The following is a 16315-nucleotide window of genomic DNA, read 5'->3' on the forward strand; positions in this document are numbered from 1 at the left end:
CTGCGCAGCGAAATCGACAGGTTCCTGAAGGACGTCGCAGCGGCCTGACATCGCAGCGTCCCGCCCAAGGCAGGGAACTGCTCCCTTTCGCAAACAATTGCCCCCGGATCGCGTCACGGCCCGGGGGCCTTTTTCTTTCGCGTTGCGGCAAAGCAAGGCTAGGCTTGCGCTGGATATTCCACGATTCCGCAACGAGACAGGAGACATCGCCCGTGAGCGACCAGGAGACCATCGAAACCCCGAACGGCGAACTGACGCTACGGACGATGGCCATGCCCGCAGACACCAACGCGGCCGGAGACATCTTCGGCGGCTGGGTGCTGTCGCAGATGGACCTTGCCGGGGGCATCGCGGCCGGGCAGCGGGCACGCCGGCGCGTCGTGACGATCTCCGTCGAGCGGATGACCTTCATCCGCCCGGTCCATGTGGGCGACGTGCTTTGCGTCTATTGCCGAGTGACAGGCGTCGGCCGCACCTCAATGAAGATAGGTATCGAGGCCTGGGCCCTGCGCCATCGGCACGGTCAGCGCGAAAAGGTGACGGACGCGACCTTCACCTTCGTCGCGGTCGACGATCAGGGGCGGCCGATCCCGGTCCCGGCAGAAGACGAGGACTGACGCCGCCGCAGGCGGGCACGCAGCGCCACGGCAAGCTGCGGATAGCGGGCGGCGATGTCGCGGAACAACACTTCGTCGACCGCCCTGCGGCAGCCGCCGGTCCACAAGCGCTCGAGATCGGCGAGACGCTGCGCACGTTCGGCGTCGTCAAGAAGAGCCTGCCCCGGCCGCCCGGCCCGGCCGAGGCCGATGCAGGTCGCGCGCATTCTCAGGCCCGCGGCCAGAACGCGAATTTCGGAAAGACGCAGCGGTGCCTGGGCAGCCAAAGCACAGGGCCCTTTACGGCTCGCGGCTGCGGCATCAACATTCGCCTGCGCGGCAAAAGCGGCTGTGGACATAAAAAATCCTCCATCGGTTTCCCGAGGAGGACTGGCGCGGATCGAATGACCGTTTCGTTGCCGCTGATCTGCGGCCACATCCCCAAAACGCAAACCGGTTGTGCCGGTTCCTTGTGTCAGGGAGACCACCTTGCCCGGTCGGGCAGGTTGGCGAGGGCGCCAGCCCTTCTCTTGATGACCCGCGATCTATGCCATGCGGCACGCGCCGGTGCAAGAGGCAAGGCCGCGCGTCCTTCCGCTAAGGTCAGGCCGCGTCGCGCGACGTCTCTTCCTCGTCCTCGGCGCGTGGATCGAGGGCCAGCGTTTCCGGCGTGGAGAACCGGACACCCGACGCCATGGCGACGAAGTCCTCCTTGTCCTCCTGCGCCAGCGGCGCGCGCTGGGTCATGCGCCAGATGGAAAAGCCGATGATCAGCGCATGGGCGGCCGAGGTGACGGCAAAGAGCCCTTGCGGACGCGTCATCGTCATCATCACGGCCGCAAGCAGCGGACCGACGACGGAGCCGATACCGAACAGCAGAAGCAGGCCACCGCTGGTCTTGAGGAACTCGCCCGGTGGGGAGTGGTCGTTCGCATGGGCGACGATGACCGGATACATCGAATAAATCATGCCGCCGAAGGCGCCGACCAGCGCAATGATCGCGAGTGGAGACAGCGCGCCGCCGAAAGTCAGCGCGGCGCCGAGCAGGCAGCCGACGACCGCGATGCCGATCAGGACCATGCGGCGATCGATCCGGTCCGACAGGACCCCGATCGGGATCTGGATCAAGGCACCGGCAAGCAGCGCCACCGACATCATGGTGGCGATGGACGAGACGGACAGCCCGACCTGGCGGCCATAGACGGCGCCGAGCGTGCCGAAGGCGCTGTTGGAAATGCCCACGAGAAAGACGCCGATCACCGCGACCGGCGAGTTTCGCCACAGAGAGCGGATGTCCAGACGCACCTGGGACAGCGGCTGGGGGGCAGCGGCGGTCGACAGGGCGGTGGGCAGAAGCGCGCAGGAATAAACCATCGCGCCGACCACGAAGAACAGGAAACCAGCCGGATCTCCAAGGGTCAGCAGCATCTGCCCGGCGGTCGTCGCGCCGAGATTGATCATCGTGTAAATGCCGAAGATGCGGCCGCGCGTTTCCGGGTTGGCCCGCTCGTTGAGCCAGCTCTCCACCACCATCGCAGCCCCGGCAAAACAGAAGCCGGAGAGCGCCCGCAGCGGGATCCACGCCCAGGGCGTCATGAAAACGAGGTTCAGCAGCACGACGATTGAGGCGAGCGAGCAGAACGCACCAAAGGAGCGGATGTGGCCGACGCGGCTGACGATCACCGGCGTCAGCAGGCAGCCGCCGATATAGCCGATGGCCCAGCCGGTGCCCAGAAGACCGAGAGAACTGTCGGAAAACCCCTCGAACGAGCCCCTCAGCGGCAGCAGCAGCCCCTGTAGACCGCCCGCGAGCAGCAGCAGCGCGGAACCGATGAGAAGGGCAGCGATGGGAACGATCTGGGTCATGCGGGCCCGTGGGCTGGCGAAACGGGAATGCCTGCGGCGCAGGAGGGCGGGGCCGGAGGGCCGTCGTCCAACCTATCTTGCGGGCCTGCGTCGGAATTGAGGCAGGCGGCGGCGAAAGCCGACAGCGCGAAGCAGCCGGCAACTGCCGCGAAGCGTAACAAATTCCCGTTGAAGAACAACCGCTGCCGGAAAAACGGCGACAGTCCTGCCCACTCAGACCCGGTTCAGCAGACGGGCACGGATGGTGCCCGACAGGAGGCGGATCTCCTCCAGGATCTCAACCGCATTCGCCACCGGTCCATCGGCATCGAGCACGACGTAACCGATCTCGCCGTCGGTCTGGTAGTGCTGCGCCGCGATGTTGATCTTGTAACGGGCGAAGAGGTCGTTGAGCTTGCCGAGCTCGCCCGGCAAGTTGCGCTGGACCTGGATGAAGCGGGTGTTGCTCGTGCCCTTGGGCAGCTGCACCTGGGGGAAGTTCACCGCTCCGATTGTCGAGCCGACATCGGAATACTCGATCAGACGGCGGGCGACTTCCTCGCCGATCCGCTCCTGGGCCTCTTCCGTGGAGCCGCCGACATGCGGGGTGAGGATAACGTTGTCGAGGCCGCGCAGGGCCGAGACGAATTCCTCGTCGTTGGACTTGGGCTCGCTCGGGAAGACGTCGACAGCAGCGCCTGCCAAGTGACCGGAGCGCAGGGCCTGCGCCAGTGCATCGATGTCGAGCACCGTGCCGCGAGCATTGTTGATCAGGTAGGCACCCTTCTTCATCGCGGCGATCTCGTCGGCGCCGATCATGCCGCGGGTTTCCGGCGTCTGCGGCAGATGCAGCGAGACGACATCGGAAACAGTCAGCAACTCGCCGAGCGAGGAGACCGGCTCGACATTGCCGTGGCGCAGCTTGTCGGTGTGATCGTAATAAACCACCCGCATGCCCATCGCCTCGGCGAGCACGGCAAGCTGGGAGCCGATATTGCCGTAGCCGACGATGCCCAGCGTCTTGCCGCGGACCTCATTGCTGCCCGCCGCCGTCTTCAGCCAGCGGCCGTTATGGGCGGCCATCGACTTGGTGAACGCACCGCGCATCAGCATGACGATCTCGGCGATGGTCAGCTCGGCAACGCTGCGGGTGTTGGAGAACGGAGCATTGAAGACAGGGATTCCGCGCCGGTTGGAACCCACGAGGTCCACTTGGTTGGTGCCGACGGAGAAGCAGCCGACCGCGACCAGGGTGCCGGCGGCCTTGAGAATCTCCTCGTCGATCTGAGTGCGCGAGCGAATGCCGACGATGTGGACGCCCTGCAGCGCCTCGATCAGCGCATCGCGATCCAGCGCCGTCTTGAGTTGGGTGACGTTGGTGTAGCCCGCCTGCTCCAGCAGGACGGAGGCGGTCGGGCTGATGCCTTCCAACAGGAGCCAGCGGATTTGGTGCTTCGGGCGCGACAGACCGGTCTTCATGAAAGGGCGTTCCGTATGCGGTGCAAGGGAGGGGGCGGCGCATGCCGCCGCTGCGCTCTGGTGCCCTGTCTGCCGCAAAAATTCAACCGCCGCTTTTTGCAGCCCAGTCACGCAGGGAGACCAGAAAGGCGGAAAGCCGTGCTCGCGTCTCGGAAAAACGCGCGGTTTTGCCGTAGGTCTCGACATCCATGTAGAGCGCGCGGTTGACCTCGATCTGCAGCGAATGGACGCCGCGTGCCGGATCGCTGTGGCGCCGCAGGATCTCCGCGCCCTTGAAGGGATCGTTGACCGCAACCGAAAAGCCGAGATCCAGCAGCAGAGCCCGCGCCGCCTCCAGATAGCCCGCCCCTGCACTTGCCCCCTCGCGGTCCGACAGCACAATATCGGGCCGTAGCGATCCGATTGCGTCCTCGTGCATGGTGTTGGCCACCGGCTGCATGGAATGCAAGTCGAGGTGAAAGACGCGGCCATGCGCCGCGCGTGCTTCGGCGACCAGCTCGCCAAGCGCATCGTGATACGGATGCCAGCAGCGCTCCAGCCGGTCGAGGTACTCCGCGCGGAGGACCGGCCCGGCGAGAAGCGGTGCGCCGTCGGGCGGGGTCGCGGTCCACACGACACCCTTGCCGAGCTGCGCCTTGGCAGACGGAGCAAGCTCCAGTCCCTCAGCATTGTCGAGCGATTCCGGATCCAGATCGTCGGACGCGCGATTGACATCACAGTAGATGCGGCCGAAGCGCGCCTTCAGAAGCGGTACACCGAGGAAAGGAGCAGAGGAAAAGAGTTCATCGACATACATGTCTTCCGCCCGGCGATAGCGCTGGGGCGGCTGTGCGGGCCGGAAGTCCGGCGGATAGACCTTGCCCGAATGCGGACTGTCCAGCACGAGCGGCGCGACCGGACCGGCAGGCCGCAGGATGTCGAACACCTCCCCTTCCCCGTCCTTCGCCAGCGCCTCCGTGCCCATGTCCTATGCCTCGTTGAGATGGCAGGCGGAGACGCGGCCCGGAGCGATCTCGCGCAAGGCCGGCGCCTCCTCCCGGCAGCGCGGCATCGCATGCGGGCAGCGCGGATGGAAATGACAACCGGTCGGCGGGGCGAGCGGCGACGGGATCTCGCCCTTGACCGGCTGGAACACCCGCTTGCGCGTGTCGATGCGCGGCACCTCCTCCAGAAGCGCCCTAGCATAGGGGTGGTTCGGATCGGCGAAGAGCTCAGCGGCCGGCGCGCTTTCCACAACGCGGCCGAGATACATGATCACCACCCGGTCGGCGAGATGCTCGACGACACCAAGGTCGTGGGAGATGAAGAGATAGGTGAGGCCGAGATCCTCGCGCAGGTCCATGAAGAGATTGAGCACCTGCGCCTGGATCGAGACGTCGAGCGCCGCAATGCTCTCGTCGCAGACCAGAAAATCGGGCTGCACGGCGAGCGCCCGGGCGATGCCGATGCGCTGGCGCTGACCGCCGGAAAACTGGTGCGGGTAGCGGCTCTTGTAGCTGGGATCGAGGCCGACGCGCAGCAGCATGCGGTCGACATAGTCGGCGACCTCGCCGCTCGACACCAGACCGTGCACCCGTGGCGCCTCGCCAACGATGTCGCGCACCCGCATGCGCGGATTGAGCGAGGACATGGGATCCTGGAAGATCATCTGGATCTTCAACGTGGCTTCGCGCCGCTCTGCCCCGGACAGGCTGTCGATATCCCGTCCACGCCACAGGACGCGGCCGGAACTGGCCGCGTGGACGCCGGCGACCACGCGACCGAGGGTGGACTTGCCGCAGCCGCTCTCGCCGACAAGGCCGACCACCTCGCCTTCGGCGATCTGCAGCGAGACGTTGTCGACGGCGTGAACGACCTCCTCACGCCGGTTGCCCCCGAATAGGTTGACGATCTTCTCCGCCGCATCGAGACGGCGCACGAAGCGCTTCGACACGGCATCGAGGGCAAGAAGCGGTGCGGCGCTCATGCGGCACCTCCCCTGGCGGTTTCGAGAGTTCGATGCGGATGGTGGCAGCGCGCGAGGCGGCCGGCCTCCAGTTCGCTCAGTTCCGGCATGACCGTGCAGGCGGCATCGGCGCGCGGACAGCGGGCGGCAAAGCTGCACCCTTCCGGCAGGGACAGCAGCGACGGCGCCATGCCGGGAATCTGCGTCAGGCGCTCGCCGCGCCGGTTCTGGCTCGGCACGGAGCCGATCAGCCCATGCGTATAAGGATGGAAAGGCGCGTCGAGAACGGCATCGACCGGCCCCTGCTCGACGATGCGGCCGGCATACATCACCGCCACCCGGTCGGCGAGCCCGCCGACAACGGCAAGGTCATGGGTGATCCAGATCATCGCAAGACCGGTATCGGCGCACAGCTTCTGCACCTCGTAGAGGATCTGCGCCTGGATGGTGACGTCGAGCGCGGTGGTCGGCTCGTCGGCGACGATCACCTCCGGCTCGTTGAGAAGCGCAATGGCAATGGCGACGCGCTGGCGCATGCCGCCGGAGAACTGGTGCGGATAGGCCGCGAGCCGCTCGTCCGGCGAAGGAATGCCGACACGGGCGAGCGCCTCGCGTGCCCGCTCGCGAGCCGCCTCGCGCGACACGCCGGCATGGGCGCGGATCGCCTCGATCATCTGCGTATCGATGCGCAGGACCGGGTTCAGCGTCATCATCGGGTCCTGGAAGATCATGGCGATGCGGCGGCCGCGGAGCCGTCGCCATCCCTCCTCGGGCAGACCCGCCAATTCCTCGCCGCCCAGGCGGATCGAACCCGAGACGAGACGCCCAGGAGGATCGACAAGGCCCATCAGCGAAAAGCCGGTGACAGTCTTGCCCGATCCGCTTTCGCCGACAAGGCCGAGCACCTCACCGCGGGCAAGCGAGAAGGAGACGCCGTCAACGGCGCGGGCGACACCGGCCTTGGTGAAGAAATGGGTCCGCAGGTCGCGGACCTCGAGAACGGTTTCGCGGGTCATGCGGCCCTCATTTCTGCAGCCGCGGGTTCAGCACATCGCGGAGCTGGTCGCCGACAATGTTGATGGTGACGATGGTGATCAGCAGCGCCACACCCGGGAAGACGGCAATCCAGTACTTGCCGGACAGCATGTATTCGAAGCCGTTGGAGATCAGCAGCCCAAGGGAGGGCTCGGTCTGCGGCAGACCGACGCCGAGAAAGGACAGTGTCGCCTCCAGTGCGATGGCATGCGCCGTCTGCACCGTGCCGACGACGATCAGCGGCGCGATGCAGTTCGGCAGGATGTGGCGAAAGACGATACGCGCATGCGACAGGCCGAGACAGGCGGCGGCCTCGACATATTCGCGCCGTCGCTCGACCAGCGCCGAGGCCCGCACTGTGCGGGCGTAGTAGGCCCACTGCGCAATGACGAGCGCGATGATGATCTTGTCGATGCCCTTGCCGAGGATCGCAAGGAGTATCAGCGCGATCAGCACGGCGGGCAGCGACAGCTGGATGTCGACGATGCGCATTATCAGCCCTTCGATCCGACCGCCCGCATAGGCGGCAAGAAGACCGACGATCATACCGACCGTGAGCGCGATGATGGCCGAGGCGACGCCGACCGAGAGCGAGATGCGCAGCCCATAGATGATGGCCGAAAGCAGGTCGCGGCCGGCGCCGTCCGTGCCGAGCCAGAAGGTGACGCCGTCCATGCTCTGCGAGCCCGGCGGCAGACGGGCGTCGAAGATCGAGACGACAGCAAGATCGTAAGGGTTCTGCGGCGCGAGCCAGGGGGCGAAGACCGCCAGAATGATGATCGTCACGAGCAGAATGGCCGCAAGAACCGCCAGCCGGCTGTCGGTGAAATCCGACAGGAACCGGCGGAACGGCGTATCGAGCGCGGGCCGGACGGGCGCTGCACCGCCCGCCGGGGTTTCCGTGGATGCCATGGGATCCGCCTCACTGACCGCGGTCGCCGAGCCGCACGCGCGGATCGAGGACCGAATAGAGGATGTCGACCACCAGGTTGATGACGACGAACAGGAAGACGATCATCATCAGGTAGGCGACGATGATCGGACGGTCGAGCTGCTGGATCGACTCGATGAGCAGTTTGCCCATGCCCGGCCAAGCGAAGATCGTCTCCGTCACGACCGAGAAGGCGATGAGCGAGCCAAACTCGAGGCCGAGAACCGTGACGACCGGGATCAGGATGTTCTTCAGCAGGTGCACGCCGACAATGCGCGAGCGCGAGAGGCCCTTGGCGCGGGCGAACTTGATGTAGTCCTGCAGCATCGCCTCGCGTGTACCGGCCCGCGTCAGGCGGATCACCAACGAAATCTTGAGAAGCGCCAGATTGAGCGCCGGAAGCGCCAGATGCCGCAGCCCGTCGAGAGTCAGGAACGACAGCTGGATGCCGAAGACATCCACGGTATCGCCGCGCCCTGTCGAGGGAAGCCAGCCGAGCATCACGGCAAAGACCATGATCATCATGATCCCGACCCAGAAGGTGGGCAGCGAGAAGCCGACGATGGACCCGGCCATGATGGTCCTGGAGGCGAGGCTGTCGGGATAAAGCCCGGCATAGAGGCCGAGGGGAATGCCGATCACCACCGCCATGAGCAAGGCGGCGAAGGCAAGCTCCAGTGTCGCCGGCATGCGCTGGATGATCAGCCCGAGTGCCGGCTCGCCGAAAATGAAGGACTGGCCGAGATTGCCGCTGAGCGCGTTGGCAATGAACAGCCAGAACTGCTCCCAGATCGGCCTATCGAGGCCGAGGGCCCTTGTGACGTTCTCGATGTCCTGCTGGTCCATATCGGGGGTAACAAACATGTAGACCGGATCGCCGACCAGATGGACGCCGAAAAAGACGATCATGGCCATGGCGACCATGACCAGCGCGCTCTGCAGGAGGCGGCGGAGGATGAAGACGCTCATGGGGCGGTCTCCCGGCCTTGCGGCATGGGCTGGACAGGAAAGGCGGTAGCCACGACCGGCAAGGGCGGGGGCCCACCCCTACCGGCCAGTTCATCGCGACAGGAAATTGCGGGTGCCTCTGCCCCGGCTCGATGCCGGCGGCAGAGGCTTTCCGCTCAGTCCTTCAGCACGCCATAGGCGACCGTGTACTCGTCCGTGCGCGGGATGTACTTGAGGCCCTTGCGGCTCGCCCAGGTGTTGACCTGATAGTGGATCGGGATGATCGCGAGATCGCCGATGGCCACTTCGGTCGCCTTGGCCAGCAAGCCTGCACGCTTCTCGTCGTCCACCTCGGACAGCGCATCCTCGATCAGCTTGTCGACCTCGGGGTTGGAGTAGCGCCCGCGATTGGCCGTGCCCATGCCCTTGTCATTGTCGAAGGAGGCGATGAGCGCGCGCAGCGGCGAAGAGGCCTCGCCCGAGCCGGCACCCCAGCCGACCAGGATCAGCGAGAACTCCGGCAGGCCGTCCGCACCGGTGGACGCACGGGTGAAGTAGACCGAGCGCGGCATCGTCTCGACGGCTGTCTTGATGCCCGCCCGCGTCAGCATCTGGGCGATGGCCTCGGCGATCTTGGCATCGTTCAGATAGCGGTCGTTCGGCCCGTGGATGGTCAGCTCGAAGCCGTCCGGCAGCCCGGCCTCGGCGAGCAGCGCCTTCGCGCCTTCCACATCGTAGGCTTCGGCCTTCAGGTTCTCCGAAACGCCGAAGAAGCCTTCCGGCAGCAACTGGCCGGCGGGAATGGCGAGCCCTTCCATGACGCGGTCGCGGATCAGCTCGCGCGAGATCGCCTTGGAAATAGCCTGACGCACGCGCAGGTCCTGCAGCGGGTTCTTGATGTCGCCGCCGCCATTCGCCTTCACGAAGGGCGAGTTCTCGCGGAAGTGGTCGAGGTGAAGATAGATGACGCGGTTGGAAACGCCCTGCGAGAGAGCCACGTTGTCGCGCCCCTTCAGCGTTTCGATGTCGGTGGTCGGCACACCGTTGATGATGTCGACATCGCCGGCTAGAAGCGCGGCGACGCGCGAAGGGCCGGACTTGATCGGCTTCAGGGTGACCTTGTCCCAGATCGGCTTCTCGCCCCAATAGTCCGGGTTGGCCTCCAGCACGATCCGGTCGCCCGGCACGTATTCGGCGAACTTGTAAGGTCCGGTGCCGGCTGCCGCCTCACCCGAGTTGAAGGCTTCGGTCGTGCCGTTGCAGCCCGTCTCGTTGGAGATGATGGCGACGTTGCCGAGATCGTTGACCATGACCGGATAAGGAGCCTCCGTCTTCACGTGCACCGTGAAGTCGTCGATCTTCTCGAAGGTCTTGCCCTTGATGTAGGTACCGAAGCCGGCCGGCGAGTTCGGCACGTTGGGCGCGCGCTCGAAGGTGCAGATGACGTCGTCGGCATTGAAGTCCGACCCGTCGTGGAACTTCACGCCCTCGCGCAGCTTGAACTCCCAGGTCGTGCTGTCGATCGGCTTCCACGAGACGGCGAGGCCCGGCTTGAAGTTCTGCCGCTCGTCCGGATTGGCCAGGCGGTCGAACATCATGAAGCCGAGCTGGTTGTTCGGTCCCAGATTGTGGAAATGCGGATCGATGGAGGTCGCCTCGGAATCGAGCCCGATCACGAGATCCTCGGCGGCCGCGGGCGCGGAGAAGGCGACAATGGCACAAGCCGCCCCCATGAGCGCGCGCGCGAGCGGCGTCCTTGCAGACTTCATCAGGTAACTCCCCTCTGGATCCCCTCTGGATTTTTCCAGACGGGGCGGGATCGAGTGGTCCCCGTCTGCTGGTGCCTTGTCTCGAGGTCGATCGCCCCGGCGGCTTGTGGGAAAGGCTATTATGCGTTTATATAATCGACAAACGAAAAACGATAACTCAAACGCATAATGCTATTCCCATGGCAAATACAGAGGTTACGGACGAAGCCCCGGCCCGGCAAGCTGCCAACAGTCTCAACCGCAGCGGCTTGACGCTTCGCGAGCTGGAGGTGCTGCGAGCGGTCATCTCCGAAGGCAAGACGACGGCGGCGGCACATCGGCTGGGGATATCCCAGCCGGCCGTCAGCCGTGCGATCGCGCAGCTGGAGGCGCGGCTCAATCGCCAGCTCTTCCACCGCAACGGAAACAAGATCCTGCCGACCTCGGAGGGGCTGGCATTCAACGAGCAGATCGAACCGATCTTTGCGACGCTCGCCCGCCTCAATGCGGCGGAAACCGAAGACCTCAACGCCCAGCGGCTGCGGATCGCAGCACCGCCCACCCTCGCCCACAGGCTGATGACGCGGCTCATCCCCGGTTTCCTGAAGGAAAATCCGGAAGCCTCGGTGCATCTGGAAATCGGCATGTCGACCAACGTCACGGCGGCAGTCGCCGACGAAAACGCAGATCTCGGCATCAGCGACGGCCGAATGCGGCATGACGGCCTGAAGATGTATCCGTTCCGTCAGGCCATCGCCCACGCCGCGATCCCGGTCGACCACAGGCTTGCGCAACGGGACGAGATCGTGCCGGAGGACCTTGCCGGCGAATCCTTCATCGCGCTGACCCGCCGCTTCCATCAGCGCAACGTCTACGACCGGATCTTCGCCGAACGCGGTATCGAGCGGAAAATCCGTGCCGAAACGGCAACCAGCATCGCCATCTGCGAACTGGTGCGCGAGGGAATGGGAATCGGGCTGGTGAACCCGTTCCCGGTGAGCCTGCGCCCACTCGAGGGCGTGGTGTTCCGCCGATTCTCGCCAAGGGTCGACTACCTCACCCAGTTCTTCGTTCCCGCCGGACGCGTCTCACCGATCGCCCAGCGCTTCATCGAACATGCGCGCCGGGCCGTGCCGGTCGACGCCTACTCGCATCCGGCCTGATCCGGCCGCAAGGAAAGGAAATCGCATGCTCCAGCTTGCTGCCCCACGCTCGGCCGGCACCCTGAAGGACCTTGTCGGCTTCGACACGACAAGCCGCAATTCCAATCTCGCATTGATTGCCCATGTCGAAACGTTCTTCGCCGCGCGCGGGATCGCCACGACGCGCGTGCCGGACGAGACCGGAGAGAAGGCGAACCTGATCGCCACCATCGGCCCGAAGGACGTTCCGGGCTTCGTGCTGTCGGGGCATACGGATGTGGTGCCGGTGGACGGGCAAAACTGGACCAGCGACGCCTTCACGCTGACCGAGCGCGACGGCCTGCTCTACGGGCGCGGCGCCTGCGACATGAAAGGTTTCCTCGCCTGCTGTCTCGCGAAGGTCGACGACATGCTGGCGCGCGATCTCGCCAAGCCGATTCATTTCGCCTTCTCCTATGACGAGGAAGTGGGCTGCAAGGGCGTGCCGAGTCTCATTGAGCGGCTGGTCGAAACTGTCGCGTTGCCTGAGGCCTGCTTCGTCGGCGAGCCGACGGAGATGCAGGTGATCATCGGTCACAAGGCCAAGCGCTCCTACCGGGCCATCGTTACGGGCCGGACCTGCCATTCCTCGCTGGCCCCGCAGGGCGTCAACGCCATCGATCATGCCGCGCGCCTGATCCTCAAGGTGCGCGAGATGGGCATGGAGCTCGCGGCGGGTCCGAGCGACCCGCTGTACGATGTGCCGGTGACGACGGCCCATACGGGCACGGTTTCCGGCGGCACGGCGCTCAACATCGTGCCGGACCACTGCGAGTTCGCCTTCGAGTTCCGGATCCTGCCGGGCGAAGATGCCGATGCCTTGGTCGACGAGGTGATGCGCTTTGCCCGGGAAGAGATCGAGCCGGAAATGAAGGCACGTGCGCCCGAAACCAGCATCGCCTTCGAACAGATCTCCAGCTTCCCCGGCCTCGACACCTCGGCGGACGCCGATGTGACCCGCCTTGCCAAGCGGCTGGCCGAACGCAACGACCACGCCAAGGTCGCCTACGGCACCGAAGGCGGCCGGTTCGTCGAGATCGCCGCGATCCCGACCGTGGTGATCGGCCCCGGCTCCATCGAGCAGGCCCACAAGGCGGACGAGTTCATTGCCGTCACGGAACTCGCCAAGTGCGAGGCCTTCCTCGACCGGCTGATCGACGAAGCCGCCCGCTGAATCATAGTTTCCCGTACCGCCATCGCCGAGAGACACCATGACCGCCCAGACCCCGCCTGTCGAACTGTCGAAAACCGACATCACCCCCTATCGCGCCGGCAATACCGGCATCGAGGGCGTCACCACTTTCGATAGCGGCGTTGCCGGTCCGCACGTAGCCGTGACGGCGGTGGTTCATGGCAACGAGTTGTGCGGCCCGATCGCACTGGACTGGCTGTTCCGCCAGGATGTCCGCCCGGTGCGCGGCAAGCTCTCGCTCGCGTTCATCAACCTGGATGCCTACGACCGTTTCGACCCGGCCGATCCCTTTGCCTCGCGCTGGGCGGACGAGGACATGAACCGCCTGTGGCAGCCGGAGACGCTGAACGGCGGCGAGACCTTGGAGCGCAAACGTGCCAAGGAGCTGCGCCCCTTCATCGACGACGTCGACCTGCTGCTCGACATCCACTCCATGCAGAGCGCGACGGCACCGCTCTACATCGCTGGCCCGCTGGCCAAGGGGCGTACGCTGGCCCGTGCGGTGGGAACGCCGGCGCTGGTGGTCAGCGACGAGGGCCACGCGGCCGGCAAACGGATGCGCGACTATGGCGGTTTCGGTGATCCTGCGAGTCAAAAGAACGCGCTGCTGGTGGAATGCGGCCAGCACTGGGAGGCGGCCAGCGCCGATGTGGCGCTGGAGACGGCCCTCCGTTTCCTGCAGGTGACGGGTGCCGTGGCCGAGAACGCCTTTGCCGACGAACTGGCCCGCTTCCCCCCGCCGAAGCCACAGGACTTCATCGAGATCATCGAGCCGGTGACCATCATGACCGATGCCTTCCGCTTCGTGGAGGACTATGTCGGGCAGGAGGTGATCGAAAAGGCCGGTACCGTGATTGCCCATGACGGCGATACGCCCGTGACCGTGCCGGAAGACCGCACGGTGCTGATCATGCCGAACCGGCGACCGGTGAAGGGCCAGACAGCCGTTCGGCTGGGTCGCTTCGTCGCCGGGGCATGAACTCGGTCCGGCGACTTTCGCCGTTGCGGACGGTGCCGGCATGCGCTACTGACAAAAGCATGACGATGACGACGACGATCAACGGCTGGTGGTGGCGCTCCTGGTAACAGGCGGCGAACGACAGCGCGTGACGTAACGTCACTCGAGGAGTTTCACAAAGCCGCCGCGGGGTCCCGCCGGCGGCTTTGTCATGTCCGGCCGGGAGGATCGCGGCCAGCGGAGGCAGGGAAGACGGACATGCAGACAGGACGCGAAGAGACCTTCGTGACGAAGGGAGGCATCGGCATCAGCGTCATGACGCGGGCCGCCGATTACGAACAGGGCACATCGCCCTGGATCGACCGGCTGGACGCGGAGCGAGGTGCGGTCTTCTCCTCCTCCTATGAATATCCGGGGCGCTATACCCGCTGGGACATGGCGCTGGTCAACCCGCCGCTGGTGCTGGAATCGCGCGGACCCAACGTGCGCGTCGAAGCGCTGAACGAGCGCGGGCTTCTGCTGCTACCGGCGGTCGAGCGCTGCCTGGCCGCGCATGAGGATGTGGAGGGACTTGCGCGCAATGAGGGAACGCTCACCTTGAGGGTCCGTCCCGCGACCCGCGCCTTCTCCGAGGAAGAACGCTCGCGCCAGCCTTCAGTCTTCTCGGTGATCCGGGCGGTCAGCGCGCTGTTCGCCTGCGACGACGGGCATCTCGGCCTCTATGGTGCCTTCGGCTACGATCTCGCGTTCCAGTTCGAGCCTATCGAACTGGTCCTCGTCCGCCCCGACGACCAACGCGACGTGGTGCTCTATCTGCCGGACGAGATCCTGCTGGTCGACCACTACGGCCGCAAGGCACATGTGCGAAGCTACGACTTCGAGGTCGACGGGACCAGCACCGCCGACCTGCCGCGCGGCGGGTCGAAGGAGGCCTATCGGCCGGCCAACGAAAATCCGGGGCGGGGCGACCATGAGCCCGGCGAATATGCGAAGCTGGTGGACGCAGCCAAGGACTATTTCCGGCGCGGCGACCTGTTCGAGACCGTCCCCGGCCAGGTGTTCTACGAAGCCTGCCCGGCAGCGCCTTCCGCCGTGAGCCGGCGACTGACGGAGATCAACCCTTCCCCTTACGGCTTCTTCATCAACCTGGGCAATGCCGAATACCTCGTCGGCGCAAGCCCGGAGATGTATGTGCGTGTGTCCGGGCGGCGCGTGGAGACATGCCCGATCTCCGGCACGATCCGGCGTGGCAGAAACGCCATCGAGGACGAAGCCCAGATCCGCAAGCTGTTGAATTCGGCCAAGGACGAGGCCGAGTTGACCATGTGCTCGGATGTCGATCGCAACGACAAGAGCCGCATCTGCGTGCCGGGCTCCGTCCGGGTGATCGGCCGGCGCCAGATCGAGATGTATTCCCGCCTGATCCATACGGTCGACCACATCGAAGGTATCCTGCGCGACGATCTCGACGCGCTCGACGCCTTCCTGTCGCACACATGGGCGGTAACGGTGACCGGCGCGCCGAAGCGATGGGCGATGGAGTTCATCGAGCGCCACGAGAAGAGCCCGCGCGCCTGGTATGGTGGCGCCATCGGTGCCATCCTGTTCAACGGCGACATGAACACCGGCCTGACGCTCCGCACCGTCCGGATCAAGGACGGCGTCGCCCAGATCCGAGCCGGCGCGACGCTGCTCTACGACAGTGTGCCTGAGGAGGAGGAGGCCGAGACGGAGCTGAAGGCAGAGGCCATGCGCGCCGCCGTGCGCGAGGCCGGGCTCGCCCGCGAGCGCAAGCTCGATCCGCTCGCCGCCCAACCGGGCAAGGGGCTGAAGATCCTGCTCGTCGACCACGAGGACAGCTTCGTCCACACGCTCGCCAACTACTTCCGGCAAACCGGTGCGGAGGTGGTCACCTATCGTTCGCCTGTTGCGGAGAGCGTGTTCCACGACGCGGCACCGGACCTGGTGGTGTTGTCGCCCGGCCCCGGCAGTCCGAAAGACTTCGACTGCGCGGCGACCATCGGCCGGGCGCGGGCGCGCGGATTGCCGATCTTTGGCGTCTGTCTCGGACTGCAGGCTTTGGCGGAAGCCTATGGCGGCGAACTCGCCCAACTCGCCATCCCCATGCACGGCAAGCCTTCGCCCGTCTCCTTCACCGAAGGCTCGATGCTGTTCGAGGGACTCGTCTCGCCGGTGACGGTCGGACGTTATCACTCGCTGCATGCAAAACGGGACAAGCTGCCGGCCGGCTTCCGGATAACTTCCGAGACCGAGGACGGGACAATCATGGCCCTAGAGCACGAGAGCGAGCCGGTCGCGGCAGTGCAATTCCATCCCGAGTCGATCATGTCGCTCGATCAGGATGCCGGCCACCGGATCATCCAGAACGTGGTGACTCGCCTTGCCCGGCAGAAGCTGCAGGCGATGGCCGCTGCCAGCTGATCGGCAGCACAACAC

14 protein-coding genes and 1 riboswitch are annotated in these 16315 nt (G+C 65.5%); of the genes, 5 read left to right on the forward strand and 9 right to left on the reverse strand.

Annotation, left to right across the window (positions count from 1 at the left end):
* The first annotated feature begins 266 nt into the window (after nt 1–266).
* The gene (locus MNI96_RS18280) at nt 267–617 is read left to right on the forward strand and encodes an acyl-CoA thioesterase (RefSeq protein ID WP_067222700.1); all 351 of its coding nucleotides are present in this window, start codon (nt 267–269) and stop codon (nt 615–617) included.
* Here MNI96_RS18280 and MNI96_RS18285 read toward each other — a convergent pair.
* From MNI96_RS18285 to MNI96_RS18325, 9 genes are all read right to left on the reverse strand, one after another.
* Nucleotides 575–955, reverse strand: a complete 381-nt coding sequence (locus MNI96_RS18285) for a hypothetical protein (RefSeq protein WP_249695500.1) — start codon at nt 953–955, stop codon at nt 575–577. The genes MNI96_RS18280 and MNI96_RS18285 overlap by 43 nt on opposite strands.
* A gap of 43 nt (nt 956–998) precedes the next feature.
* A riboswitch (SAM-I-IV-variant riboswitch) is annotated at nt 999–1138 on the reverse strand.
* Between the two features lie 61 nt (nt 1139–1199).
* Complete coding sequence (locus MNI96_RS18290; protein WP_249695502.1) at nt 1200–2462, reverse strand: MFS transporter; 1263 nt, start codon at nt 2460–2462, stop codon at nt 1200–1202.
* A 213-nt stretch (nt 2463–2675) separates the two neighbouring features.
* On the reverse strand, nt 2676–3920 hold the full coding sequence (gene serA, locus MNI96_RS18295; protein ID WP_249695504.1) for a phosphoglycerate dehydrogenase: 1245 nt from the start codon (nt 3918–3920) through the stop codon (nt 2676–2678).
* An 82-nt stretch (nt 3921–4002) separates the two neighbouring features.
* Nucleotides 4003–4884 (reverse strand): N-formylglutamate amidohydrolase, encoded by an 882-nt coding sequence (locus tag MNI96_RS18300; RefSeq protein ID WP_249695505.1) that lies wholly within the window; start codon nt 4882–4884, stop codon nt 4003–4005.
* 3 nt (nt 4885–4887) lie between these two features.
* Nucleotides 4888–5886, reverse strand: a complete 999-nt coding sequence (locus MNI96_RS18305; protein ID WP_249695508.1) for an ABC transporter ATP-binding protein — start codon at nt 5884–5886, stop codon at nt 4888–4890.
* Complete coding sequence (locus MNI96_RS18310) at nt 5883–6881, reverse strand: ABC transporter ATP-binding protein (protein WP_249695509.1); 999 nt, start codon at nt 6879–6881, stop codon at nt 5883–5885. The genes MNI96_RS18305 and MNI96_RS18310 overlap by 4 nt, the downstream gene beginning before the upstream one ends.
* A 7-nt stretch (nt 6882–6888) precedes the next feature.
* Nucleotides 6889–7812 (reverse strand): ABC transporter permease, encoded by a 924-nt coding sequence (locus tag MNI96_RS18315; protein ID WP_249695511.1) that lies wholly within the window; start codon nt 7810–7812, stop codon nt 6889–6891.
* A 10-nt stretch (nt 7813–7822) separates the two neighbouring features.
* Nucleotides 7823–8800, reverse strand: a complete 978-nt coding sequence (locus MNI96_RS18320; RefSeq protein WP_249695512.1) for an ABC transporter permease — start codon at nt 8798–8800, stop codon at nt 7823–7825.
* Between the two features lie 155 nt (nt 8801–8955).
* Complete coding sequence (locus tag MNI96_RS18325; protein ID WP_249695515.1) at nt 8956–10548, reverse strand: ABC transporter substrate-binding protein; 1593 nt, start codon at nt 10546–10548, stop codon at nt 8956–8958.
* Between MNI96_RS18325 and MNI96_RS18330 the strand changes: the two genes are divergently transcribed.
* The 4 genes from MNI96_RS18330 to MNI96_RS18345 all read left to right on the forward strand — a co-directional run bounded on the left by MNI96_RS18330 (nt 10536) and on the right by MNI96_RS18345 (nt 16300).
* Nucleotides 10536–11690, forward strand: coding sequence for a LysR family transcriptional regulator (locus tag MNI96_RS18330; RefSeq protein WP_249695516.1), 1155 nt, complete (start codon nt 10536–10538; stop codon nt 11688–11690). The two genes, MNI96_RS18325 and MNI96_RS18330, sit on opposite strands and share 13 nt — an antisense overlap.
* Nucleotides 11691–11715: 25 nt before the next feature.
* On the forward strand, nt 11716–12882 hold the full coding sequence (gene argE, locus MNI96_RS18335) for an acetylornithine deacetylase (RefSeq protein WP_249695519.1): 1167 nt from the start codon (nt 11716–11718) through the stop codon (nt 12880–12882).
* Between the two features lie 37 nt (nt 12883–12919).
* Complete coding sequence (locus MNI96_RS18340) at nt 12920–13879, forward strand: M14 family metallopeptidase (RefSeq protein ID WP_249695521.1); 960 nt, start codon at nt 12920–12922, stop codon at nt 13877–13879.
* A gap of 237 nt (nt 13880–14116) precedes the next feature.
* Nucleotides 14117–16300 (forward strand): anthranilate synthase, encoded by a 2184-nt coding sequence (locus MNI96_RS18345; RefSeq protein ID WP_249695523.1) that lies wholly within the window; start codon nt 14117–14119, stop codon nt 16298–16300.
* Nucleotides 16301–16315 lie beyond the last annotated feature (15 nt).

Source organism: Stappia sp. WLB 29 (genome assembly GCF_023507705.1).
Lineage (GTDB): Bacteria > Pseudomonadota > Alphaproteobacteria > Rhizobiales > Stappiaceae > Stappia.

Bases quoted from the DNA above. Each gene is read 5' to 3' on its own strand.
- MNI96_RS18300 (WP_249695505.1), bottom strand. From the start codon at position 4,884: ATGGGCACGGAGGCGCTGGCGAAGGACGGGGAAGGGGAGGTGTTCGAC.
- MNI96_RS18315 (WP_249695511.1), bottom strand. From the start codon at position 7,812: ATGGCATCCACGGAAACCCCGGCGGGCGGTGCAGCGCCCGTCCGGCCC.
- MNI96_RS18290 (WP_249695502.1), bottom strand. From the start codon at position 2,462: ATGACCCAGATCGTTCCCATCGCTGCCCTTCTCATCGGTTCCGCGCTG.
- MNI96_RS18305 (WP_249695508.1), bottom strand. From the start codon at position 5,886: ATGAGCGCCGCACCGCTTCTTGCCCTCGATGCCGTGTCGAAGCGCTTC.
- MNI96_RS18285 (WP_249695500.1), bottom strand. From the start codon at position 955: ATGTCCACAGCCGCTTTTGCCGCGCAGGCGAATGTTGATGCCGCAGCC.
- MNI96_RS18320 (WP_249695512.1), bottom strand. From the start codon at position 8,800: ATGAGCGTCTTCATCCTCCGCCGCCTCCTGCAGAGCGCGCTGGTCATG.
- MNI96_RS18310 (WP_249695509.1), bottom strand. From the start codon at position 6,881: ATGACCCGCGAAACCGTTCTCGAGGTCCGCGACCTGCGGACCCATTTC.
- MNI96_RS18345 (WP_249695523.1), top strand. From the start codon at position 14,117: ATGCAGACAGGACGCGAAGAGACCTTCGTGACGAAGGGAGGCATCGGC.
- serA (WP_249695504.1), bottom strand. From the start codon at position 3,920: ATGAAGACCGGTCTGTCGCGCCCGAAGCACCAAATCCGCTGGCTCCTG.
- MNI96_RS18340 (WP_249695521.1), top strand. From the start codon at position 12,920: ATGACCGCCCAGACCCCGCCTGTCGAACTGTCGAAAACCGACATCACC.
- argE (WP_249695519.1), top strand. From the start codon at position 11,716: ATGCTCCAGCTTGCTGCCCCACGCTCGGCCGGCACCCTGAAGGACCTT.
- MNI96_RS18325 (WP_249695515.1), bottom strand. From the start codon at position 10,548: ATGAAGTCTGCAAGGACGCCGCTCGCGCGCGCGCTCATGGGGGCGGCT.
- MNI96_RS18280 (WP_067222700.1), top strand. From the start codon at position 267: ATGGCCATGCCCGCAGACACCAACGCGGCCGGAGACATCTTCGGCGGC.